Here is a 21,928-nt window from a genome sequence, read left to right as displayed (position 1 = left end):
TCGCTCCTCCGGACCTCAACGACGGTGAGAACCGAGATGGACATTCCGCAGGAGATCCAACAACGCGCGCGTCAGATGGCGCGCGCGCAGCTCGCGAGGAGCACGTCGTTCGCCGCGATGTCGGTCGACGAGCAGCGCGATATCTACCTCCACGTCGTCCAACAGAACGCCGACAAGCTCGCGCGTGAACAGGGCCTCTCGGTCGCGTTCGCCGACAAGGGCCCTGGCGCGGAGATGGGATTCGGTGGTTACGACCCCGGATTCCAGGGCAGCACCGCGGCGTTCAACGAGCTCGTCGACAGCGTCGATTTCCCGAAGTTCGTCGCCGATCTGCTCAAGGCGGTGTTCGACGCGAACCTGCGCGTGATGAAGAGCCAGACGGACGACTTCATCCGTCTGATGCGCGAGGCGACGAAGAGCACCGCCGACTTCGTGAAGAAGGTCGGCGACGACGAGGCGTTCGCCTATCTCGCCGAGACGAAGGGCAATCAGTTCAACCTGCAGATGGAGCCGGGCGGAAAGCTCTCGCTGACGAACCCGCAGGGCGAGAAGGTCGACCTCGAGGACAACGAGGTGAAGGCGAGGATCATGGACGCGAAGATCGCGATGGCCAAAGAGCATCGCGCCGCGCTCCGTGAGGTGCTCTTGATGGGTGTGACGCGCCTCGTCGTCGAGAAGGGCGAGATCGAGGCGGGCGTCGAGTTCAAGATCACCGCGAACCGGAACAGCAAGAAGACGCACAACGATCAGAACATCAACACCGTCACTGCGAACGCGTCGTACAGCTTCCTCGGCTTCGACGCGAACGTGGGAGTCCAGAACACGAACATCCAGATCAACACGTCGGAGAAGACGGCGACGGATGATCTGTCGGCGAAGTTGATGGGCAAGGTGAAGATCGCGTTCAAGACCGATTACTTCAAGCTCGACAACTTCGCGAACATGTACGCCGACGGCGGCGTCGCGGCGCTCAAGCCTCCCGCCCCGGGCGGACAGGGCGGCGGCCCCGCGAAGCCCTGAGCGAGAGCGACGGAGATGGCGCTCGCACATCTGGAGCCGGGCGACGTGGCGCCAGGGTGGGTCGAGCTCGTCGCCGACATCGGGACCAATGCGTTCTACGAATATCGCATCGGAGACGCGGAGGAGACGGTCGACTACGTCTCTCCGCTCGCGCGGCACGACGGCGGGCCGTTCGCGTCGGTGTTCCGGATTCGCATCCCGGCGGAGCGGATCGGGCGCGGCGCGCGCGTGGTGCAGCTCGTCACCTATCGAGACTCCGCGCGAAACGGGCCCGCGTGGTCGCGACCGGTGCGAGTCCATGCGCTGCCGGGGTCACGCACCGACGAATGGAGTGACGTGATGAGCGCGAGGTCGCTCCTGCCTCGGAGTGTCTTGCGCTCGCGTGGGCTCGGCGAGGCGGTGCCTTCGATCGTGCGGTTCGAGCCCTCGGGCCAGCGCGTCGTGCTCGACGACGCGCGCCGCTTCCGCGCGTACTGGCACCGCGTGTGGGAAGGCGACGTCGCGCCCGACGCGCGTGCGTTCCGCTGGGAGCTCGACGTCGCGTGTCGCTACGAGCTGCGCGCCGACGCGCGCGCGACCGGACATCAGCGGCTCGAGACGCGCGCGCTGCTCGAGCCGAGCGATCCCGACGCGAGCACGCATCGCATCGCCGGGCGGATGCGCAGCGGCATGGTGCTCGGGCTCGGCGCGACGAACGAGCTGCTGACGAGCCTGTTCGATCGCGCGCCGCTCTCGCCCGAGGGGCTCGCGGTGCTCTCCGACCCGGGCGTGCTCGCGCGCTTCGACCTCTTCGCAATCGTGCGCGCGACGATGCACGCGCGGCGTGGCGTGACGGGCGCGCTCTGGATCCACCCCGAGCTCGAGCTCCACCGCGTGACGTCGCGTGACGTCGCCGGCACCGAGCGCACGGTCGAGCTCCCGGTGCCGATCGCCATCCATCTGCTCACGTGCCGCGCCAGCACCGATCCTGCGAGCGCGGCGATCGACGGACACGACATCGTCTCGCGCGCCCGCGCGAGCCTCGTCCCGAGCGGAGCCGAGCGTGGCTGATCGCGAGCGCGACATCGACGAGGCGTTCGCGCCGTTCCGCGAGAACCTGCTCGCGTACACCGATCTCACGGGCGAGATCGTGTCGCGCGACGCGGGCGTGCGGATGTCGATCGAGTCGCTCGAGGTCGAGACGCCGATCGAGCTCGACGTGATCGTCGGCGACGACGGCCGCGTGTCGCTCGGGTGCGCGCCGCCGATCTACGGCGTGGACGTGACGGTCGCGCCCGTGCTGCACGTGCTGCGATTCCGCGCCGTCGTCACCCGCGAGGAGAGCGGCCGTGGCGAATGAAGCGTGGAAGCTCGAGTCGTTCGTGGACTCGCTGGTCGTCGAGCTCGACAAGACGCGCGAGACACTCGCCGTCAAATCGATCAACAAGCCGCTCACGTACACCGTGAAGGACGTCGCGCTCGAGCTGCAGATCTTCCCGACGTACGACGGAGATGCGGTCGAGTTCCGCACTGCGCAGCCCGGACAAGCGGGCGCGTCGAAGCTCTCGATCCAGCTCGCGTCGATCACCGATCAACAGGTGCGCGCGACGAGCAAGGGACCGCCGAAGAAGGGCGACGTGGAGATCGACGCAGTGCCGATCGATCCCGCGACCAAGAAGAAGCTGCGCCGGCTCGGCGTGACGTCGGTCGAGGATCTCGAGCAGATCGAGAAGCGCGACGTCGACCTGCAGAAGGTCGGAGAAGGCGGCCTCGACTACAAGAACCTCGCGAACCTGATCCAGCGCGCGCGCCGGGGGAGCACGCCGCCGCGCGTGAGCCAGGCCTCGCTCGAGCGTGACGCGGACGGGCGGCGCGTGCTTCGGATCGAGGGTCAGAATCTCGCGATCAGCGCGTCGCACGTGCCGGTCGCGGTGTTCAACGCGAAGCTCGGCGAGGTGCGCGCGCACGACGCGCGTCGGCTCACGATCGAGCTGGGCGACGACGTCGAGGTGAGGCCCGACAACGAGCTGATCCTGACGCTCGATCCGTATTGCATCGTCCGCATGCAGGTCCGCGAAGGAGCCGTGAGGTCACGATGAGACGCGACGCTCTCGCCGAGTACAGGAAGCTGCTCTCGTCGGCGTACGGAGGGCATCCGCCGCGGCTCGGCGTGGGCCCGCGCGCGAGCGCGGAGCGTCTCGCGTGGTCGCGCTCGTTCGACGACGGAGCGCCGGTCGCGGTCGCGGGTCGCAGAGAGGACGCGCCGTGGATCGAGTACGAGCTCGGCGCGTCGGCGAGCGAGCGCCCGTTCATCGAGTACGACCTCGGGCTCGAGCACGCGCCGGGCGACGAGTGGCAGGAGTACCAGCTCTCGGCCGGCCACGCGGCCGCGGAGGAGTTCGTCGAGTACGACCTCGGCCCGCGCGCGGCGGAGGAGGTCGTGCGGAGCGCGTCGAAGCCCGAGCGACCGTGCGCGTGCGAGCCCGCGCCCGTGGAAGCGCCGCCCGCGCCCGTCGCGAAGCCCGCGCCCGTCGAGAGCGCATCGAGCTCGTCGGCGAGCGCGTTCACGCGGCGGCAGATCGAGTCGCTGGTGCGCGACAACGAGCTGCTCGCGGACATCCAGTCGATCCTCGGCGGCAAGGAGCCGCAGGCCGAGGCGAGCCCTCCGCGCGCACCGGCGCCCGCCGCGACGCCGCCCGCGCCACGCCACGATCCCCCTCCGCCGCCGGCGCCGGCATCGAGCGAGCACGCGATCTTCGATCGGATCGCCGAGAACATGCGCTACGCGATGGCGTACGACCTCGGCTCGGTGGAGCTCGCGAAGCGATTCGACGCCTTCGATCGCCAGAGCTCGACACCGACGCTCCGGACCGCGCGCGCGCCGCGCGAGAGCGGGGGCGTCATCGACGTCGCGCCGCTCGACCGATTCGACTCCTTCGACCGACAGGACCGCTGACGCCCAACGACGAGGCACGCGCCATGGAGAATCGATATCTGCTTCTGAATCGCCAGCTCTCGGAGCTGGATCGACTGCGGACGAAGAGCTCGCGCGACGGGATCTCGGCGCCCTTCGGCGAGAGCCCGTTCGCGCCGGGCGGCTGGGGCTCGTACACGCGCGCCCAGTCGGTGGGTGATCGCGCGCTCGTCGTGCTGATCGAGAACGGCGGGATCGATCTCGACGTCGGTGCGTGGATCGATCTGCTCCCCGGCTCGTCGCTGATTCCGTCGAGCACGAAGAGCGCGCTCGCGAGCGCGATCCGACAGGGGATCAAGCGCCTCTCGGACGACATCCTCGAGTCCGCCGAGCTGCTGATCAACGGATACGCGCGCACCAAGGGCGAGCTCTACGGCGACGTGACGGTGCTGCGGAACGGCACTGCGCTCTACGCGTCGCTGCGCGACACGCTCGTGCACTTCACGAAGGCGAACAAGGTCATCGATCTGCTGGTGCTCACCCACGGCAGTCACGAGTCGATCGCGGTGCACGGAGGAGTGAGCGTCACCGCGCACGACATCCGCGCGATCCGCGGCGCGAACGGTGGCAATCCGATCCGACTGCGCAGTGTGTACATGATGAATTGCGTCGGTGCGTCGCTGAACGCGGCGTGGATCGACATCGGCGCGAAGGCGTCGGCAGGGACGGTGCGCAACAACTACCTCCCCGAGCCCACGACGTACTTCTTCTTCGACGCGTGGAAGCGTGGACAGCCGTTCGGCGAGGCGGTCTCGGGCGCGTATCGGAAGACGATCGAGACCATGAACACCGTGGTCCGCGAGGCGGTGAATCGCGTGCTGCCGAGCCCGGTCGCGGGCCTGATCGTCGAGAAGCTCGTCGACTTCCCGAGCCGTGAGTTCGTGCGCGACAGCGCGCCGGTCCTCGCAGGCGACACGCAGGTCACGATCCAGACGGACGGGCTCTCGTTCACGCAGAGCGTGTCGGCGCTCTCCTATGCGCTCGTCCCGCTCGCGGCGGGCATGGACGTGAAGCCGCGCTCGAAGAGCTGGGCGATGTCGAGCAAGGCAGTCGATCTCATCAAGTCGTTCGAGGGGTTCCGCTCGAAGCTCTACGACGATCCCGCGGGACACTGCACGATCGGATACGGGACTCTGGTGCACCGCGGCCCGTGCAACGGGGATGCGAGCGAGGCTCCGTACGCCCGTGGGATCGACGAGGCGCGCGCGACCGAGCTGCTCGCGTCGCACGCGAACGAGGCGGCCAGTGTGGTCAACGATCTCGTGAAGACCGAGCTCGCGCAGCACCAGTTCGATGCGCTGGTGAGCTTCGTCTACAACGTCGGTCAGGGGAATTTCGGCAAATCGACGCTGCTCAAGAAGCTGAACGAGGGCGACTACGACGCTGTGCCCGTCGAAATGCGCAAGTGGGTCAACGGGGGCGGCAAGAAGCTTCCCGGCCTGGTGCGCCGTCGCGAGGCCGAAGTGACGATGTTCACGACCGGGCTGCTCTCGACCGGACAGAGCGAGTGGCTCCGCGGGTTCGACACCGACGACGGAGAGCACGAGAACGACGAAGGAGAGGTCGACGAGGAGGCGCTCGTGCACCAGCAGTCGGTCACCGCGCCCGACTTCTGCCCGGTGCGCGAGGCGGACGACGCGTCCACCGAGCACTTCGCGCTACGCGAATTCCGCTCGAAGGACGGAGTCGACGTCCCGCGCCCGCTGCGCGGCAACGTGCAGCTCCTGATGGCGCAGCTCGAGGTGCTGCGCGCCGAGGTCGGCGCGCCGATCACGATCACCTCCGGCTATCGCAGCCCCGAGCACAACAAGAAGGTCGGCGGCGCGAAGAAGAGCCAGCACCTCTGCGGCATCGCGGCGGACATCAAGGTCAAGGGCATGACGCCCAAGGAAGTGCACGCGAAGATCGAAGAGCTCATCGCGGCAGGGCGGATGAAGCAGGGTGGGCTCGGTCTCTACAAGACCTTCGTCCACTACGACATCCGCGGGAAGAAGGCGCGCTGGTGATCGATCACTCGGCGTCGCCGCGGCCGTAGAACGCGGCCACGCGGCGACGCACCAGCTCGGGCTCGAGGGCGGGATCGATGTCGCCCTCGCGCCGCGCGAGCAGATCCCACCACGGCAGATCGCGCGACTCGCGCTCGAGCTTGTCGACGAGCTCGGCGACGCGGCCGACGTCGCGCGCGGGCACACCGGCGACGATCGTCCCTGGCTCCACGTTGCGCGTCACCACGGCGCCCGCGGCCACGATCGCGTCGGGCCCGATGGTGATGCCCGGCATCACGATCGCGCCGAAGCCGATGAACACGTTGTCGCGGATGTCGATCTTGCCGACGCGATCGAGCTTCCGGTTGTACGCGCGCGAGAGCACGCCGATCGATCCGTCGTGCCCGATCAGCGCGCACTTGCTGAGCACGACGTTGTTGCCGATGCGCGTGTACGCGGGATCGGTGATGGTCGTCCCCGGCACGATCATCACGTCGCGCCCCATCGAGTGCAGGCCGCCGTGACGGCGGAGGTACTCCGCGTTGTCACGGCCGTCGTTGTTCGAGACGAGGCGCTGGTACAGCGAGAACCCGATGCCGCGCTCGACCGCGACGGTGCGGAGCGCGGCTCGGAAGCGCGAGCGGAGGGAAGCCATCCCGAAGCGCGACTGTATCGCAGAAAGGGCGGCGATCGCGCGACGCTCAGCGTCCCGCGCCGAGCTCGCAGCTCGACACGAGCTCGGGCGGCAGGCGCGAGAGATCGAAGCTGCCGGCGCCGTCGGCGCGCACGTGGGTCATGCCGAGCTCGAGGCAGTTCGTCTGCTCGAAGAGGTCGACGCAGCGCGCGAGCTCGTCGTAGCTGTGGCCGCTCGGGCGGAAGCGATTGCCGCTGCCGACACAGCGCTGCGCGTAGCGCTCCTCGCAGCTGTACTCACCGTCGGTCCAGAGCGCTTCACCGCTCGAGCAGCTGTCGATCATCCAGTTGCAGAAGGTGCGACCGACGGTCTCGCACCACTCGCCGCGCGGCACCGGGTCGGGCCCGACGCGCCGCTGTCGCGCACCGCACGACGTGATGGAGAGAGCGACCAAGGAGAGCAGCAGGAGCGATGGTCTCGTCGACATGCGCGCGATGTAGCACGCGCTCAGAGGTGCGCCGTCAGCGTGATCTCGTCGCGGTCGTGATAGAGCTGGCGCGTGCGGATGCGCGTCCATCCGCCGCCCGCGACGACCTGCTTGAGATCCTCGACGGTCTTCGCCTTCGTCTTCATCGGTAGCTTGAGGTTCGCGACGAGGATGCGCGCCCAGCGCCGCCGGCCCCACTTCGCGAGGAGCTGCGCGACCTCGAGCGGGCGCCACGCCATGTCGCAGAAGAGCCAGTCGACGGGCTCCTCGGGCGCGAACTGGAACGCGCTCGCCTTGTGATGGACGACGTTGCGATGGCGCGCGATGTCGGGGCGCAGCTCGGCGGGATCGACCGCGATCACCTTCGCGCGCTTCTCGAGCAGGACCCAGGTCCAGCCGCCGGGCGCGGCGCCGAGATCGACGCAGACCTCGCCGGGCCCCGGGGACACGCCGAGCCACGCGAGCGCTTCCTCGACCTTGCGCGCCGCGCGCGAGGGACGCTCGCCACCGACGCGCATGCGCGCGCGACCGCCCGGCGAGAAACTGAGCAAATGCTCGGTTCCGTTCGCGCCGAAGATCGCGTGGTCACGCGCGACCAGGGCGACCTGCGCCAGCGTCGCGCCCGCGTGCGGCAATGCGGTCATCGCGACGCGGCCCGGCGCCTGCGCGTCGAGCGTCGTCGCGAGCGCGGCCTCGATCGCGTCGGCCTCGGGCGCAAGCGGGTTGAGCGCATCGGTGTCGGGCACCCACGCCGAGACCGCGTACGTGCCGGCGATCAGCGGGCGCACGCGCTCCGCGATCGAGCTCACGATCGCATCACGCTCGCCGCTCGCCTCGCCCGCGATGCGGAAGCCCTGACGCGCGAACGTGACCTCGACGCCGCCCTCCTTCGCGGTGGGCGCGCCCTTCGAGCGCACCAGCGCGGGGCCGACGCTGCGCGCGCGATCACGACCGAGCGCGATGTTCAGCTCGTCGACGAGGTCCTGCTCCGAGCCCGGACGCGTGGTCCACAGCCACTCGCCGTCGAGCGGCTTCCCGCGCTCGACCGGCACGCGGACGATCGACTGTGCGCGGTCGTCCGGCGGCTTCCGCGCGTCGGGCCGCGGCGGACGCGCGTCCGGGCGACGCGGGCCCTCGGGCCTCGCTCGCGGGCGATCTCGCTCCTTGCCGCGATCGCGACGGCTCCGGGGCTTCGACATGCGGCGCGAGTGTATTCGAGCCCACCCGCGCCGCACGCGCGCTCGATCACTCCTCGGCGGCGTCGATCATCGGCTCGGTGCGCTCGGGCTCGCGCGCGATGCTCACCGCCTTGCGCGCACCGCCGGGCGCGCGCGGACGACCGAGCACCCAGCGCACCCAGAAGTCCGCCGCGCGCTCGCGCATGCCTTCCATCATCAGATAGAAGACCGGCACCACGAGCAGCGTGAGCAGCGTCGAGCTGATGACGCCGCCGATGATGCCGATCGCCATCGGCGCGCGGAACTCGCTGCCGGGGCCGTTGTTCAGCGCGGTCGGGAGCATGCCGAGCACCATCGCGGCGCTCGTCATGAGGATCGGGCGCATGCGCGAAGGGCCGGCGTCGAGGATCGCCTGGTGCGGCGTCCACCCTTCCTCGCGCACCTTCGTGACCGCGTGATCGATCAACAAGATGCCGTTCTTCGTGACGAGGCCCATCAAGAGGATGAAGCCGATCGTCGCGCCCATCGACATCGAGGAGTGCGCGAGGAAGAGCGCCACGAACGCGCCGACGAACGCGAGCGGCAGCGCCATCATGATCGTGACCGGGTGCATCAGCGACTCGAACTGCGACGCGAGCACCAGGTAGATGAAGACGATCCCGAGCAGCAGCGCGATCGCCATGTTCGAGTTCGACTCGTTCATCATCTTCGCCTGACCCTCGAGCTCCCAGCTCACGCCGGCGGGCATCGGGTGATCGGCGATGCGCTGCTGGAACTCGGCGAGCACGTCGCCGATCGGACGGCCCTCGGCCGACGCGGTCACGACGATGGCGCGGCGTCGGTTGCTGCGCTGGATCTCCGCGGGGCCCTCGCCGCGACCGACGGTCGCGAGATCCGAGAGCGGCACGAAGCCACCCGGCGACGCGATGCGCAGGTTCGCGATCAGCCCCGCGTGCGCGCGATCCTCGGGGCGCAGCCGCACGCGGATGTCGACCTCGTCGTCGCCGTCGCGGTACTGGCCCGCGACCTCGCCCTCGATCGACGCACGCGCGGTGCGCGCGATCAGCGCGAGCGGGATGTGCAGCTGCGACGCGCGATCGCGATCGACGTGCACCTCGAGCTGCGGGCTGCCCGGCGAGTACTGGCGATCGACGTCGCGCGTGCCCGGGATGCCGCGCAGCGTGTCGTAGAAGAAGTCCGCGGTCTCCGCGATCGACGCGAAGTCGTCGCCGACCACGTGCAGCTCCATGCCGTAGTCGCGACCACCCTCGACGATGCCGGGCGGCGAGATCGCGATCTCGGCCTCGGGGATGTGCCGCACGATCGCGGCGCGCGTGCGGTGCTCGAGCTCGACCTGCGTCACGTCGCGTTCGTTCTTCGGCGGGCAGATCACGGTCCAGGTGACCATGTTCGGGGCGCCGTTCACGCCCGCGCGGACGTAGATGTTCGTGAAGAGCGGGTCCTGCGCGAGCTCGTTCTCGGCGAGCGCGGACAGACGCGCGCTCTCCTCGAGGCGCGTTCCCGCGGGCAGCTCGATGTCGACGTTGAACTGACCGCGATCCTCCGCCGACGTGAACTCGCTGCCCATGAGCGGCACGAGCATCTGCGAGCCCACGAAGCACGCGAACGCGAGGAAGAGCGCGACGGCCATGCGCCACTTCTTCGCGAGCAGCCACACGAGCAGCGACGCGTAGAGCGAGTCGAGCGTCTCGTAGAAGCCGCGCAGCGGGCGCTTGATGAAGCCGAACGCGCCGTCGTCGTGACCGGCGTGCGCGCCGCCTTCGATCTTCTTGGCGAGGCGCGCCGAGAGCATCGGGTCGAGCGTGAACGCGACCCACGCGCTGAGGACCGTCGCGGCCGCGATCGTCAGGCCGAACTCTCGGAAGAACTGACCGACCATGCCGCCGGTGAACGCGACCGGGACGAACACCGCGCAGAGCGTCGCGGTGGTCGCGAGCACGGCGAGCGTGATCTCGCGCGTGCCCTTGCTCGCGGCGACCTCGGGGTCCTCGCCGCGCTCGAGGTGCTTCATGATGTTCTCGCGGACCACGATCGAGTCGTCGATGAGCAGACCGATCGCGAGCGAGAGACCCAGGAGGGTCATCATGTTGAGCGTGAAGCCCATCAGGTACATGAAGAAGAACGCGCCGAGCACGCTGGTGGGCAGGGCGAGCGCGCTGATGAACGTGCTGCGCAGGTCCATCAGGAACACGAGGATGATCAGGATCGCCATCGCGCCGCCGAACCAGAGCGCGATCTGCACCTCGTGCGCGTTCTCGAGCACGAACTCCGCCTGATCCATCACCAGCGTCGCGCTGACGCCGGGCGGCATCGCGAGCTCCGCGATGCGCGCGCGCACGCCCTCGCTGATCTCGACCGTGTTCGAGCCCGACGCCTTCATGATCGCGAACACGACCGCGGGACGGCCGTTGCTGCGCACGATCGTCGTCTGATCGGCGAAGCCGTCCTCGATGGTGCCGATGTCGCCGAGGCGCACGAGCGAGCCGTCCGCGCCGGTGCCCACCGGGAGCTGGCGCAGCTCGTCGACGCTGACGAGCTCGCCGAGCGTGCGCACCGCGATGCGGCGATCACCCTCGTCGAAGCCGCCCGCGGGGACGCTCAGGTTCTCGCGCTGGATCTGCTCGACCACCGAGAGCGGCGTCATGCCGAGCGCGATCAGGCGATCGACGTCGAGCTCGACGTTGATCTGGCGCTCGCGGCCGCCGTTGACGCTGACGCTCGCGACACCGTCGACCTGCTCGAGGTAGGGACGGATGTCGTCCTCGGCGAAGTCGCGAAGCGCGTTGAGATCCGCGTCGCCCGACAGCGTGTACGTCATGATCGGCGCCGCGCTGATGTCGAGGCGCACGACGGTCGGGTCCTCGACCTCGCGCGGCAGCTGCGCGCGGATCTGCGCGACGCGCTCGCGCACCTGGGTCGCGGCCTCGACCGGATCGACGTCGAGCTCGAAGAAGATGACGACGTTCGAGACCGAGTCGCGCGACCAGCTCTGGATGCGATCGATGCCGGGCAGCGAGACGATCGCGTCCTCGATCTTCTCGGTGACCTGCGTCTCCATCTCGGCCGGGCTCGCGCCGGGGTAGACGGTCGTGACCGTCACCGCGGGGAACTCGACGTCGGGGAACAGGTTCACGCCGAGGCGCGAGTACCCGAGGACCCCGAGCACGATGATCCCGAGCGAGATCATCGAGGTGAACACGGGACGCTTGATCGCGACGTCCGACAACGTCATCTCGAACCTCGAGGGCTGGAAATTGAGCCCGACTCAGTTTTCTGCGGGCGCGTCGATCACAGCTCGGCGCGCGGCGGATCGGCCGGCGCGGTCTGCGACTCGACGGGCACGATGATCTGGCCTTCGCGCGCGGTCGCGGGACGCAGCACGACGCGGTCCTCGGTGCCGAGCCCGTCGGTGACGAGCCACGACCCGTCGACGTCCGACTGCGCCGACACGTTGCGGGCGACGACGCGTCCCTCGGCGTCGATCACGAGGATCGATCCGTTGGGGCGGCGCGTGGTGGCGGGGAGACGAAGCGCGGGGCGCGGGGTGCCGACGACCACGCGCGCACGCACGAGCGCGTTCGCGACGAGGTGCGTGCCCTCGTTGGGCACGAGCACCTCGACCGGCGCGCGGCGCGTCTGCGGATCGAGCGAGCGCACCGCGCTGCGGATCGTCCCACTCACGCCCTCGTGGCCCTCGATCGACGCGGTCGCGCCGACCTCGAGCGCCTCGAGCTCCGACTGGCTCACCGTGGTGCGCAGGCGCAGCGACGAGAGATCCTCGACGCGCACCAGCGTCATGCCCGGGCCGGCGACGGCGCCGACGCCGTTCGGCACGCGCGTCACGACGCCCTCGAAGGGCGCGCGCAGCACGTGATCCGCGGACTGGGTCGCGAGCTGACGGCGGCTCGCCATCGCCTGACCGAGCTGGGCCTCGGCGACCGCGAGCTGCTGGCGCGCGGTCGTGAGCTCGCGCTCGGGCGACGCACCGCTGCGCACGAGACCTTCCAGGAGGGTCACGCGGTCGCGCAGCATGTCGACGTTCGCCTGAGCGACGGCGATGGCGGCCTCGCTCTGCGCGCTCTGCGCGCCCAGGCTGGCGCGATCGAGCGACACCAGCGGCTGACCTGCGCGCACGTGCTCGCCGAGCGCGACGTCCACACGCGACACTCGGCCTGCGACCTCGAACCCGAGGTCCGCGGCCTGCACTGGCTCGAGGGTCCCCTGAAGCACGACGAGCGGCGCGAACGCGGCGGTGGTCGGACGGACCACCTCCACCTCGGGCGCACGGCCCGCGGCGGCGGCTGCTTCCTCGCGCGCGGTGGCGAACTGCGCCTGCTCTTCCGATGCCTGACCGAGCCGCTGCGAGAGCGCGACACCCAGCCCGGCGAGGGTGAGCACCGTGAACAAGAGCATCAGGCGCTTCGCCAGCGGCGGCGGCGGGCGCAGCGCCGGAGCCGTCCCCAGCGTCGATGACTGCGACGCGCGCGGTTCGTGTTCCGCGGTCGACATTTCCTGACCTCGCGGCGCGGACGATTTCGAGAGAAATGAAGGGGTCGTCGCGCGGCGGAGCGACTGTGGTCTCGATCACCCCACAGGGCAAGCCACTTGCAAACGCATTCATCGCCTCGCACGCATCGCGACATGGCGAGCGAGCACGTCGCGAAGATCGAATGGAGACGCGGGGATCGGGAGCACTCGTATCGGCAGTACTCGCGGTCCCATCGCGTCGAGTACGGAGGCGGTGTCTCCCACGAGATGAGCGCGGCGCCCGAGTATCTCGGGGATGCCGCGCTGCCGAACCCCGAGGAGCTCCTCGTCGCGGCGCTCGCGAGCTGTCACATGCTGACGTTCCTCGCGCTGTGCGCGCGCAAGGGCATCGTGGTCGACCGGTACGACGACGACGCGCGCGGGACGCTCGAGCGGCGGCCCGGAGAGAAGATGCGTGTGACCCGCGTGGTGCTGCGGCCGCGCATCACGTTCGGTGGAGCAACACCGGACGCGGCGACGCTGGCCTCGCTGCATCGTCAGGCGCACGACGGCTGCTTCATCGCGAGCTCGGTGACGACCGAGGTCGTCGTCGAGCCGGGGTGATCACTCGGCGGGCGACGGGCAGGGGTCGAAGATCGTCCACGCCGGGCTCGCGGGGTCGTCCTGGTGGCCGACGACGACGCGGAAGCCGGTGCCGACGTGGCCGATCGCGTAGGTCGTGAACGGCTGCGCGCGCAGCACGACCTGGTGCGTCGGCGTGATGCTCCGCGCATCGAAGAGCTCGACGTGCACGCTGCTCGCGTCGCGCCACGCGACGGCGAGGCGCTCGGTCGCGGGATCGATCGCGGCGCGCTTCGGCTCCTCGTTGGAGCCGAGGCGCATGGTGCCGTGCTCCTCGAGCGATCCGTCGGGGTGCAGCGTGACGAGGTGCGCGAGCGCGACGGTCTCTTCGAGGAGCAGCCGCGTGCGGCCGTCTGCGAGCGGCAGGGCGTCGGCGCGGAAGGGGAACGCGGGCACCGAGGCGCGCTCGGTGAGCTCGAGCGTCGCGCTCGCCTCCATGATCCGCGCATCGAGCCCGAACACGTGCGCGCCTGCGTGCGGCGCGACGAAGAGCACGTTTCCGGGCTCGGTCGTGAGCCGCATCGCGGTGCGCGCGCCGGTGGGCGCGTGGCGCGTCATCGCGAGGCGGCCGTTGACCATCGAGAGCATCGTCCAACCGGCGTCGTCGCCGTAGACGAACGCAGGGCTGCCCGGCGCCGTGCGATCGAGGGCGACGCGCTCCTCGGTGCCGTCGTCGTGGAGGCGGAGCACGGTCGAGCGACCGAGCGCCGCGTGAAGGAGCAGCCGGAACTCGCCGTCGTCGCGCGTGATCGACGAGACGTGCGCGAGCTCGTCGATCTCCGCGACCGGCGCGCCGGATGCGTCGAGCAGGTGCAGCGAGCCGGAGCGCGCGGCCGCGGCCGCGGGAACGAAGCGGACGAGCGCGATGCGATCGGGTCCGAACGCGGCGTCGAGCGGGAAGTCCGCGCTCGACATCTCGAGCGACGCGACCACGCGCGGCGAGCACTCGCAGGACTCGTCGATCGTGTCGTCGAAGTCGTCGTCGAAGCCGTTGCACGCCTCGGCGCGCGGCGGGACGCAGACTCGGAGCAGCGGGTCGCATGCGAGCGGCGTCGAGGTCGCGCTCGGCTCGCAGTCGGCGTCGATCTCGCAGGGGTCGCCCTCGTTCTTCGGGCGCGTCTCGTTGCAGAGGTCGTCGCTCGACGACGACATCGCGTCCTCGACGCACCCGCGCTCGCACGTGTGCACGGGCTCGCCGTCGGGGCAGACCGACGTCGTGTCGCAGGGGACGGTGACCCGCGGCACTTCGACGATCACGCCTCCGCGGCAGCGGAACCCGCCGGGGAAACACTCGAACGTGCACGCGCCGGGCGGCCCGGCGTCGCCTTCGATCGCGCTGCTTCCGGGCCCGCAGCCGATCGCGAGGATCGCGGCCGTCGCGATCAGGGCAGGGGCACGCATGGATCGATCACCCTCCACCTCGCGATGCCGCTTCCGTCCTGCTCCGCGGTGACGAGCCGCAGCGCTCCGCCGACGTAGCCGAACGCTTGTGCCAGGTACGGCTGGGCGTCCGTCAGCACCGGGACGTCGACGGGCTCGCCCGCTTCGTCGTAGCGCGCGACGGTGAGCTCGCCGCCGGTCGTGAACGCGATCGCGGTCGCTCCGGTCGCAGGCTCGAGCGCGAGCCGCGTGAGCTCGACGGGACGGCGCGGTGGAACGATCGTCCGCTCCTCGACGAGCGTGCCCGTCGTTCCGATGCGGAAGATGCGCGGTGTTGCGCGGGGGTCGGTCGCGAGCACCACGTGCTCGCCTTCGCGGTACGCCGCGTCGAGCGTACCGGCGCTCAGCCCGCCGCTCGCGATCGGATGGAGCGCGAGGCGATCGTCGAGCCATGCGATCTGCGGGAGCTCGTTCTCGTCGGCGTACGCGACGACACCTCCTGCACCGTCGCTGCTGGCGAGCAGGAGCGTCCTCATCTCGGTCGCGACGCGGACCGCCGTGCGCTCTCCCCTGAGGGAGTGCCGGGTGAGGCCGATGCGCCCGTTCACGTGCAGGAGCAGGGTCCAGCCTCGCTCGTCGCCGAGCACGAACGGGGAACCACCGATCGGCGTCCGGTCCAGCACGACGGTCTGGTGCGCGCCGTCCTCGCGCAGCCGCAGCAGGCTCGTTCGTCCGGTGCTGGGATCGTGCTGGAGCACGACGAGCTCGTCGCCGACCCGCTGGACGCGCGCCGCGAACGGGATGTCGTCGACCTCGTAGACCGTGTTCCCGTCGCGGTCGATCACGTGGACGCGAGCGGTGCTGCGATCGCCCGACATGGCGAGCAGCGCGATGCGATCGTGGGTCATCGTGGACTCGACCGGGGACACGGGCTCCTCGATCGTCGCCACGACGCGCGCCTCGCAGGTGCACCCTTCGTCGACGAGCGTGTCGCGGTCGTCGTCGGTGCGATTGCAGACCTCGGGCTGCTGCTGCGTGCACGTGCCGAGGGCGGTGTCGCAGCGGAGCTCCATGTGGGGCGCGCTCGGCGTGCAGTCGTCGTCGCTCGCGCAGGGCGTGCCGACGCGCGGGAGCGTGCTCTCGGCGCAGAGCGCGAACGGGTCGCCGGGATCGGTGCTGCCCTCGACGCATCCGAGCGTGCACACGTACGCGACGATCCCGTCGGGACACTCGGTCGGCGGCGCGTCGCACGCGGCCGGCACCGGGACTCTCTCGTGCACGCGCCCCTCGCGGCACACGTAGCCGAACCCGGTGCAGAGGACGGGTGGGCATCCGCCCTCGTCGATGATCGGGAAGCCCGCGTCGGCCTCGGGTGTGACGTCGCTGCCGGACGCGGTGCACCCCGCGATCAGGAGCACGCTCGCGACGAGGATCCCGTATCGGGCCACCGACATCCTTCGGTGGTCGCACGAACCGCGCTGGGTTTCCAACCCGTCACGGCGCGCTGCGCAGCTCCTCCACGTGCTCGAGGCGCTCGGGGATCGCGGCGATCGCCGCGCTGCGATCGGTGCACCACAGGATCTGCTCGAGCACTGCGGTCGTGATCGCGCGACCGACCACGCGCGCGGCCTCGGGATCGATGTGGCCCTCCTGGCAGTCGAAGAGCATCCCTGCGAATTGCGCGCCGCACACGCCGTGCTCCTGCGCGACCTCGAGCATGTTCTGCCCATCGGCGTTCTCGAGATCGCAGAGGTCGCTCGGCGCGAGATGCCCGCTGCCCTCGATGCCGACGAGCCACTTGGGATCGGGCGAGCCCTCGTACGCGCTGACGGTCGACGCGTACGGCACGACCGCGTCGTCGGTCGCCGCGACGAAGAGCGATCCCTCGAGCCCGGGATCTTCGCGTGCCGCGCCGTTCGACGAGAGGCCGATCACGACGCGCACGCCGGCGCGATCGCTCAGGCTCGTGACGATGCCGCCGGCGCTGTGGCCCGCGAGGCCGATGCGCGCGGGATCGACGCGCTCCGCGAGCCACGCGAGATCGCCGCTCGTCGCGCGCAGCGCATCGAGCATCGCGTCGACGTCCTCTTCGAGCATGCGCGGTCCCATGCGCGGATCGCGGCACACGAGCGCGAGCAGATCGCCGAGGTAGAGGCCGGGATGATCGGTCGCGATCACGACGAAGCCGCGGCTCGCCCAGTGCGTGAGGAACGAGAGCGACTGGGTGCGGAACGCCGCGGTGCCGTGCACGAAGACGATCGCGGGGTAGGGCCCGTGGTCGGCGTCGACGGGCAGATCGCGATGGCAGTCGCAGGTCTGCAGCAGGTTGTCGGCGTCGGGGATCACCGCGTCGCCGCGCTGGCTCTCGGGGAGCCAGTCGCGGATGTCGTAGGTCGCGGGCGCGACGCCGGCCTCGCTGCCCAGCTGCGCCGGGTACCACACGTCGGCGGTGAGGCGGCCCACCGTCACGGTGCGCACGCCGACGGGCCACGGCCCGCGCGCCTCGGGCTCGTCGGGCACCTCGAGGCGCGTCGACGAGGCGCACCCGACTGCCGTCGCGCCCGCGTCGGTCCGCTCGCGCGGCCCGCCGTCGACTGGGCTCTGCCCCGCGTCCACCGCGCCGGCGTCGACGGGCGCGCTCGCGTCGTCGTCACCACCGCATCCCACGAAGAAGAGGGCCAGCGCCCCCGCCCAAGCGCGCATCCTCGTCATGGACACGGATGCTAGGAGTCGTAAGTGCGACTTTCAACGGGCTGCGGTCGCACGCCCCCGGCGGAAGCGCTTCAGCACGCGACCGAGCACCGCCTCGAGCTCGGGCGCGCGCATCAGCCACGCCGCGCCGAGGTACACGACGCCGCCCGCCGCGATCGCGCCCGCGAGCACCAGCATGTCGACCACGCTCGCGCCGTCGTCCCATCGCACCAGCCGCGCGATGGCCCACGACGTCGCGCCCATCGCCGCGCACGCGAGGGCGATCCGCAGCGTGCCCTTCGCGACCTCGGAGAGCCCGAGGCGCCCCATCTTCCGGCGCAGCATCGCGAGCAACATCACGAGCTGCAGCGCGCCCGCCGCGCTGATCGCGATCGCGATGCCGACGTGATCGAGCACGCGGCTCAGCGCGATGCCGAGCCCCGCGAACACCACGAGGTTCACCACGCTCGCGATCACCGGCGTGCGCGTGTCGCCGTGCGCGTGGAACACCGGCACCACGACCCGCACCGACGCGATCGCCCAGACGCCCGCGGCCTGCCAGAGGAGCGAGCGCGCGGTCTGCACCGTCTCGTCCCAGCCGAAGCGGCCGTGCATGTACACGGCGGTCACCAGCGGCTCGGCGAGCACGATCAGGAGCACGCTCGCGGGCAGCGCGACGAAGAGCATCGAGCGCAGCGCGAAGGTGAACGTGCGGCGCAGCTCGTCGTGCTCGCCGCGCGCGACGAGATCGGAGAGCGTCGGCAGCAGCGCGGTGGCGAACGCGATCGCGAACACGCCCTGTGGGATCTCGACGAGGCGCGTGCCGAACCAGAGGTACGCCTGCGAGCCCGCGGGGAGCCACGACGCGAGCGAGCGCGAGAGCATCAGGTTGACCTGGTAGACCCCGAGGCCCGCGGCGACCGGGCCGAGCAGCGCGATCGCGCGTCGCACCGCGGGATCCTGGAGCGTCGCGCGCGGTCGCACCCAGAGCCCGGCGCGCAGCAGCGCGGGCCACTGCGCGATCACCTGCAGCGCGCCGCCGACGAGCGCGCCGATCGCGAGCGCGCCGATGGTGGGCAGGCCCATCGCGAGCGCGATCGGGATCATCGTGAAGGGCGCGGCGATCAGCGCGACGTTGAGCAGCGCGGGGGCGAGCGCGGGCACGGCGAAGCGACGGTTCGCGTTGAGCGCGCCCGCCGAGAGCGCGGCCATCCCCATGAAGAAGATGTAGGGGAAGAGGACGCGCGTGAGCGCCACGGTGTCGTCGAAGCGCGCCCGATCCTCGAGGTAGCCCGACGCGAACGCGACGACGAGCGCGGGCGCCGCGATCACGCCGACGATGCTCAGCACCGCGAGCGCGATCATCAACACGCCCGCCGCGCGCGCGTGGAACTCCTTGGCGCGGGCCGCGCCCTCTTTGGCGCGCAGATCGGAGTAGACGGGCACGAACGCCGCGGACGCCGCGCCCTCCGCGAAGAGCCCGCGCAGCGTGTTCGGGATGGTGAACGCGACGACGAAGAGATCGATCAGCGCGGCATCGAAGCACGCGGCCATCACCGACTCGCGCGCCACGCCGAGCACGCGCGACACGAGCGTGCCCGCCGCCACGATGCCGGCTCTCCCCGCGAGCGCCGCGCGCTCGCTCGCCGCGCTCGGTGCGCGCTCCTTCTCGTCCGTCACGGGGCCTCGACGTTGAGACGACGGAGCCCACCCCCGCAACTTCCCGGCTCGGCCTGGCACACCATCGAGCTCAGCTTCGCGCGGAATTCCGAGGCACGCCCGTTGCTGCGCGACGGCGTTCCGTGGCACTCCGGAGGGCACGCATGGGCGATCGAGTCTCGACGGTGCGGGTCGCGGCGCTGGCCCTCTTCGCGCTCGCGCTGGCGGGCTGTGGGCCCGGCGGCGCGTGGGTGGGCGCGATGGTGATGCTCGTCGCGCTGGTGCTCGGCGCGTGCAGCGAGTCGCGCGAGGCGACACGCGACGCGAGCGTCCCGCAGGACGCGCGCGTGGTCGGCACCGACGCGCGGGTGGGCGAGGACGGGGGCCGTCGCGATGCGGAGATCGACGCGGGTGGCACGTGGGAGCCGTGCTGCACCGACGGGCGCCTCGACACGTGCTTCTGCCCGGGAGGCGCGTCGTGCAACTACGGGCTCGGCCTCGTCGTGTGCGACGACGGTCGATGCACGTACGAGCACTCGAGCGACCCCGAGGCGTTCTGCGCCGCGCCCCATGGCGGCCTTCCCGACGCGGGCGAGCCCGGAGACTGGGAGCGCTGCTGCAACGCCGAGGGGCGCATCGATCTGTGTTTCTGCCCCGCGGGCGCGGTGTGCAACTACGGGCTCTTCGAGGACTGCGGCGAGGGCTACTGCGCGAGCCCGCCGGGCAGCGGCTGTCCCGGCTGATGCGTCCGATCCGCCACGAGCGCGGGCTCTTCGCGTCGCTGAGCGACGAGGTGCTCGGGCCCGTCGTGGACCTCTCGGATCTGCGCCTCGACGCGCATCCTCCGGCGCGCATCGAGCTGGCGCGCCGCGTGTGGGCCGAGCGCGTCCGCACCGAGCTGCGCAGCGTGCAGATCATGAATCGCTTCCTCGGCGAGGTGATCGCGGCGGGCGATCCGATCGAGGTCTACGCAGGCGCGGCGGATCTCGTGGTCGACGAGCTGCGCCACGTGCGGCTCACGGTCGCGCTCTGCGAGGCGCTCGGTGGCGCGCCGGTGTTCCCCGATCCGATCGAGCTGCGCGAGCCCGATGCGTACACCCGCGCGCCCGCGGCGGAGCGCGCACTCCACACCGCGATCGCGATGCTCTGCGTGAACGAGACGCTGTCGGTCGCGTTCATCGAGGACCTGCGGGCGCGGTGCGGCGATCCCGCGGTGAAGCGCGTGCTCGACGCGACGCTCGACGACGAGGAGACGCACCACGCGTTCGGCTGGGCCTACGTCGAGAAGGCGCTCGCGCGTTTCCCCGAGAGCACGCGCGCGGACTGGCGCGAGCTGGTGCGGCGCACGCTCGAGCCCCATCGACGCGCGACCGATCCGATCCTCGCGAAGCTCGACGCCGCAGGCACGACCCTCGCGGATCTGCCCGAGCCCGAGCTCGCCGCGCTCGGCTTGTTCACGAAGGAGCGCCAGTCGCTCGTGCTGCGTCGCGCGACGGAAGAGACACTCGCGCCTCGCCTGCGCCCGCTCGATCTGCTTCCGTAGCGCGTGTCGTCGATCGTCGCGATCGTGATCGAGGGGCCCGGCGCCCGGCGCGAGGAGCTCGAGGAGGCGGCGTACGCGCTCGGGGTGCAGGGCCTCGAGATCGTCGACGAGGACGTCGGCGCGCCGCGCGGCCGCGTGATCGTGCGGCTCTGGGTGCCCGCGGCGGATGCGCGTCGCGCCGAGCGACGCCTGCGCCGCGCGCTCCCCGGCGTATCGATCGCGATCGAGGCGGTCCCCGAGATCGCGAGCGCGCCGCGCTGCGTGCCCCTCGGGCGCGGCTTCGTGGTGGTCACGGGGGAGGGTGAGCCGGGCCCGCGATGGCGCCGGCGGACCGCGCTCCACCTCGCAGGGTCGGAGGCGTTCGGCGACGGCGCGCATCCGACCACCGCGCTCTGCGTCGCGGCGATCGAGTCGTGGTCGCTGCGCCGCGCGTCGGTGCTCGACGTGGGCACCGGCACCGGTGTGCTCGCGATCGTGTGCGCGCTGCGCGGGGCATCACGGGTGATCGCGACCGACGTGGACCCGCTCGCGCGGCGCGCCGCGAAGGACGCGGTGCGCCGGCACGGGCTCGGCGATCGTGTGATCGTGCGCGCCGGGATGCCGCGCGAGCGCTTCGAGATCGTCGTCGCGAACCTCTATCGCGACGTGCTGATTGCCGAGGCGCGGGCCCTCGCGTCGCGGGTCGCGCCCCGGGGACGCCTCTTGCTCTCGGGGTTCGCGGCCTCTTCTTCCGGGGAGATCGCGCGAACGTTCGCGGCCCATGGGCTGCGGGTGGCCGCGCGCGCGAGGCGCGGGGGCTGGGGCTGCATCGAGCTCACGCTCGATCCCGCGCCTTGACACCCGGGGTCACCCGGCTAATCTCTGCGCCCTTTCCAGTTTCCGGAGCCCGAATGGCCAACGTCGAATCGGCGAAGAAGCGCATCCGCCAGACCGAGAAGCGCACCCTCCGCAACCGTCACATCCGCACGACCGTGCGCACCCACGTGAAGCGCGTGCGCGAGGCGCTCGCCAAGACCGACAAGGCCGCGGCCCAGACCGCGCTCGCCGAGGCGATCCGCAAGATCGACATGGCGGTCAGCAAGGGCGTCTACCACCACAAGACGGGCTCGCGTTACATCTCGCGCCTGACCGAGCAGGTCCAGAAGATGGCGTGAGCCGGTCCTCGCGAGCGCTCTGCTCGTGAGTGATCGCCCGCAGCGAACGGCCGCGCCCCGAGCCAAGGGGACGCGGCCGTCGGCGTTCCGTCTGCCTTGCTTGCGCCGCTCGGC

General features: G+C 70.9%; 20 protein-coding genes. 11 read left to right on the top strand and 9 right to left on the bottom strand.

Going from position 1 to position 21,928, the window contains the following annotated elements:
• Positions 1–36: 36 nt before the first annotated feature.
• Genes I5071_RS23115 through I5071_RS23090 form a run of 6 tightly spaced genes read left to right on the top strand, consistent with a single transcriptional unit; the run spans position 37 to position 5,979 of the window.
• Positions 37–1,020, top strand: a complete 984-nt coding sequence (locus I5071_RS23115) for a hypothetical protein (protein WP_236514697.1) — start codon at positions 37–39, stop codon at positions 1,018–1,020.
• A 15-nt stretch (positions 1,021–1,035) separates the two neighbouring features.
• Entirely contained in the window at positions 1,036–2,070 is a 1,035-nt protein-coding gene (locus I5071_RS23110) for a hypothetical protein (protein ID WP_236514695.1), read from the top strand.
• A complete protein-coding gene (locus tag I5071_RS23105; RefSeq protein WP_236514693.1) occupies positions 2,063–2,359 on the top strand; it encodes a hypothetical protein in 297 nt (98 codons plus the stop codon). The genes I5071_RS23110 and I5071_RS23105 overlap by 8 nt, the downstream gene beginning before the upstream one ends.
• Positions 2,349–3,098 (top strand): hypothetical protein, encoded by a 750-nt coding sequence (locus I5071_RS23100; RefSeq protein WP_236514691.1) that lies wholly within the window; start codon positions 2,349–2,351, stop codon positions 3,096–3,098. The genes I5071_RS23105 and I5071_RS23100 overlap by 11 nt, the downstream gene beginning before the upstream one ends.
• Positions 3,095–3,955 carry a hypothetical protein gene (locus tag I5071_RS23095; RefSeq protein ID WP_236514689.1) on the top strand — a complete coding sequence of 287 codons (861 nt, stop codon included), beginning with the start codon at positions 3,095–3,097 and terminating at the stop codon, positions 3,953–3,955. Before I5071_RS23100 ends, I5071_RS23095 begins: the two co-directional genes overlap by 4 nt.
• 23 nt (positions 3,956–3,978) lie before the next feature.
• A complete protein-coding gene (locus I5071_RS23090) occupies positions 3,979–5,979 on the top strand; it encodes a glycoside hydrolase family protein (protein ID WP_236514688.1) in 2,001 nt (666 codons plus the stop codon).
• A 4-nt stretch (positions 5,980–5,983) separates the two neighbouring features.
• Here I5071_RS23090 and I5071_RS23085 read toward each other — a convergent pair whose 3' ends face one another.
• The 5 genes from I5071_RS23085 to I5071_RS23065 are packed head-to-tail and all read right to left on the bottom strand — an operon-like array spanning position 5,984 to position 12,787.
• Complete coding sequence (locus tag I5071_RS23085; protein ID WP_236514687.1) at positions 5,984–6,613, bottom strand: acyltransferase; 630 nt, start codon at positions 6,611–6,613, stop codon at positions 5,984–5,986.
• A 46-nt stretch (positions 6,614–6,659) separates the two neighbouring features.
• Positions 6,660–7,079, bottom strand: coding sequence for a hypothetical protein (locus I5071_RS23080; RefSeq protein ID WP_236514686.1), 420 nt, complete (start codon positions 7,077–7,079; stop codon positions 6,660–6,662).
• Positions 7,080–7,099: 20 nt separating this feature from the next.
• Complete coding sequence (gene rlmM, locus I5071_RS23075; protein WP_236514685.1) at positions 7,100–8,278, bottom strand: 23S rRNA (cytidine(2498)-2'-O)-methyltransferase RlmM; 1,179 nt, start codon at positions 8,276–8,278, stop codon at positions 7,100–7,102.
• 46 nt (positions 8,279–8,324) lie between these two features.
• Positions 8,325–11,510 carry an efflux RND transporter permease subunit gene (locus tag I5071_RS23070; RefSeq protein ID WP_236514683.1) on the bottom strand — a complete coding sequence of 1,062 codons (3,186 nt, stop codon included), beginning with the start codon at positions 11,508–11,510 and terminating at the stop codon, positions 8,325–8,327.
• A gap of 56 nt (positions 11,511–11,566) precedes the next feature.
• Positions 11,567–12,787 carry an efflux RND transporter periplasmic adaptor subunit gene (locus tag I5071_RS23065; RefSeq protein WP_236514681.1) on the bottom strand — a complete coding sequence of 407 codons (1,221 nt, stop codon included), beginning with the start codon at positions 12,785–12,787 and terminating at the stop codon, positions 11,567–11,569.
• Positions 12,788–13,033: 246 nt separating this feature from the next.
• On the opposite strand from I5071_RS23065, the gene I5071_RS23060 reads away from it, so the two are divergent.
• The gene (locus I5071_RS23060; protein WP_236514679.1) at positions 13,034–13,369 is read left to right on the top strand and encodes an OsmC family protein; all 336 of its coding nucleotides are present in this window, start codon (positions 13,034–13,036) and stop codon (positions 13,367–13,369) included.
• On the opposite strand, the gene I5071_RS23055 is transcribed toward I5071_RS23060, so the two are convergent.
• The 4 genes from I5071_RS23055 to murJ are packed head-to-tail and all read right to left on the bottom strand — an operon-like array spanning position 13,370 to position 19,138.
• Complete coding sequence (locus I5071_RS23055) at positions 13,370–14,788, bottom strand: hypothetical protein (RefSeq protein ID WP_236514677.1); 1,419 nt, start codon at positions 14,786–14,788, stop codon at positions 13,370–13,372.
• The gene (locus tag I5071_RS23050; RefSeq protein ID WP_236514675.1) at positions 14,770–16,221 is read right to left on the bottom strand and encodes a hypothetical protein; all 1,452 of its coding nucleotides are present in this window, start codon (positions 16,219–16,221) and stop codon (positions 14,770–14,772) included. The genes I5071_RS23055 and I5071_RS23050 overlap by 19 nt, the downstream gene beginning before the upstream one ends.
• Before the next feature lie 40 nt (positions 16,222–16,261).
• A complete protein-coding gene (locus tag I5071_RS23045) occupies positions 16,262–17,479 on the bottom strand; it encodes an alpha/beta hydrolase family protein (protein ID WP_236514673.1) in 1,218 nt (405 codons plus the stop codon).
• A gap of 33 nt (positions 17,480–17,512) precedes the next feature.
• Positions 17,513–19,138 (bottom strand): murein biosynthesis integral membrane protein MurJ, encoded by a 1,626-nt coding sequence (murJ, locus tag I5071_RS23040; protein WP_236514671.1) that lies wholly within the window; start codon positions 19,136–19,138, stop codon positions 17,513–17,515.
• A gap of 143 nt (positions 19,139–19,281) precedes the next feature.
• Here murJ and I5071_RS23035 point away from each other — a divergent pair, with 143 nt between their 5' ends.
• The 4 genes from I5071_RS23035 to rpsT are packed head-to-tail and all read left to right on the top strand — an operon-like array spanning position 19,282 to position 21,814.
• A complete protein-coding gene (locus I5071_RS23035) occupies positions 19,282–19,860 on the top strand; it encodes a hypothetical protein (RefSeq protein ID WP_236514669.1) in 579 nt (192 codons plus the stop codon).
• Positions 19,860–20,660 carry a ferritin-like domain-containing protein gene (locus tag I5071_RS23030; RefSeq protein ID WP_236514667.1) on the top strand — a complete coding sequence of 267 codons (801 nt, stop codon included), beginning with the start codon at positions 19,860–19,862 and terminating at the stop codon, positions 20,658–20,660. The genes I5071_RS23035 and I5071_RS23030 overlap by 1 nt, the downstream gene beginning before the upstream one ends.
• 3 nt (positions 20,661–20,663) lie before the next feature.
• Complete coding sequence (locus I5071_RS23025) at positions 20,664–21,497, top strand: 50S ribosomal protein L11 methyltransferase (RefSeq protein WP_236514665.1); 834 nt, start codon at positions 20,664–20,666, stop codon at positions 21,495–21,497.
• A 53-nt stretch (positions 21,498–21,550) separates the two neighbouring features.
• Positions 21,551–21,814, top strand: coding sequence for a 30S ribosomal protein S20 (rpsT, locus tag I5071_RS23020; RefSeq protein ID WP_053231989.1), 264 nt, complete (start codon positions 21,551–21,553; stop codon positions 21,812–21,814).
• Positions 21,815–21,928 lie beyond the last annotated feature (114 nt).

It is taken from the genome of Sandaracinus amylolyticus, from assembly GCF_021631985.1.
Lineage (GTDB): Bacteria > Myxococcota_A > Polyangia > Polyangiales > Sandaracinaceae > Sandaracinus > Sandaracinus amylolyticus_A.
The sequence above is the reverse complement of the archived record's forward strand: the minus strand, read 5'-3'. Positions and strand labels throughout refer to the sequence as shown.

Bases quoted from the DNA above. Each gene is read 5' to 3' on its own strand.
- I5071_RS23115 (WP_236514697.1), top strand. From the start codon at position 37: ATGGACATTCCGCAGGAGATCCAACAACGCGCGCGTCAGATGGCGCGC.
- I5071_RS23110 (WP_236514695.1), top strand. From the start codon at position 1,036: ATGGCGCTCGCACATCTGGAGCCGGGCGACGTGGCGCCAGGGTGGGTC.
- I5071_RS23095 (WP_236514689.1), top strand. From the start codon at position 3,095: ATGAGACGCGACGCTCTCGCCGAGTACAGGAAGCTGCTCTCGTCGGCG.
- I5071_RS23090 (WP_236514688.1), top strand. From the start codon at position 3,979: ATGGAGAATCGATATCTGCTTCTGAATCGCCAGCTCTCGGAGCTGGAT.
- I5071_RS23085 (WP_236514687.1), bottom strand. From the start codon at position 6,613: ATGGCTTCCCTCCGCTCGCGCTTCCGAGCCGCGCTCCGCACCGTCGCG.
- I5071_RS23080 (WP_236514686.1), bottom strand. From the start codon at position 7,079: ATGTCGACGAGACCATCGCTCCTGCTGCTCTCCTTGGTCGCTCTCTCC.
- rlmM (WP_236514685.1), bottom strand. From the start codon at position 8,278: ATGTCGAAGCCCCGGAGCCGTCGCGATCGCGGCAAGGAGCGAGATCGC.
- I5071_RS23070 (WP_236514683.1), bottom strand. From the start codon at position 11,510: ATGACGTTGTCGGACGTCGCGATCAAGCGTCCCGTGTTCACCTCGATG.
- I5071_RS23065 (WP_236514681.1), bottom strand. From the start codon at position 12,787: ATGTCGACCGCGGAACACGAACCGCGCGCGTCGCAGTCATCGACGCTG.
- I5071_RS23060 (WP_236514679.1), top strand. From the start codon at position 13,034: ATGAGCGCGGCGCCCGAGTATCTCGGGGATGCCGCGCTGCCGAACCCC.
- I5071_RS23055 (WP_236514677.1), bottom strand. From the start codon at position 14,788: ATGCGTGCCCCTGCCCTGATCGCGACGGCCGCGATCCTCGCGATCGGC.
- I5071_RS23050 (WP_236514675.1), bottom strand. From the start codon at position 16,221: ATGTCGGTGGCCCGATACGGGATCCTCGTCGCGAGCGTGCTCCTGATC.
- I5071_RS23045 (WP_236514673.1), bottom strand. From the start codon at position 17,479: ATGACGAGGATGCGCGCTTGGGCGGGGGCGCTGGCCCTCTTCTTCGTG.
- I5071_RS23035 (WP_236514669.1), top strand. From the start codon at position 19,282: ATGGGCGATCGAGTCTCGACGGTGCGGGTCGCGGCGCTGGCCCTCTTC.
- I5071_RS23030 (WP_236514667.1), top strand. From the start codon at position 19,860: ATGCGTCCGATCCGCCACGAGCGCGGGCTCTTCGCGTCGCTGAGCGAC.
- rpsT (WP_053231989.1), top strand. From the start codon at position 21,551: ATGGCCAACGTCGAATCGGCGAAGAAGCGCATCCGCCAGACCGAGAAG.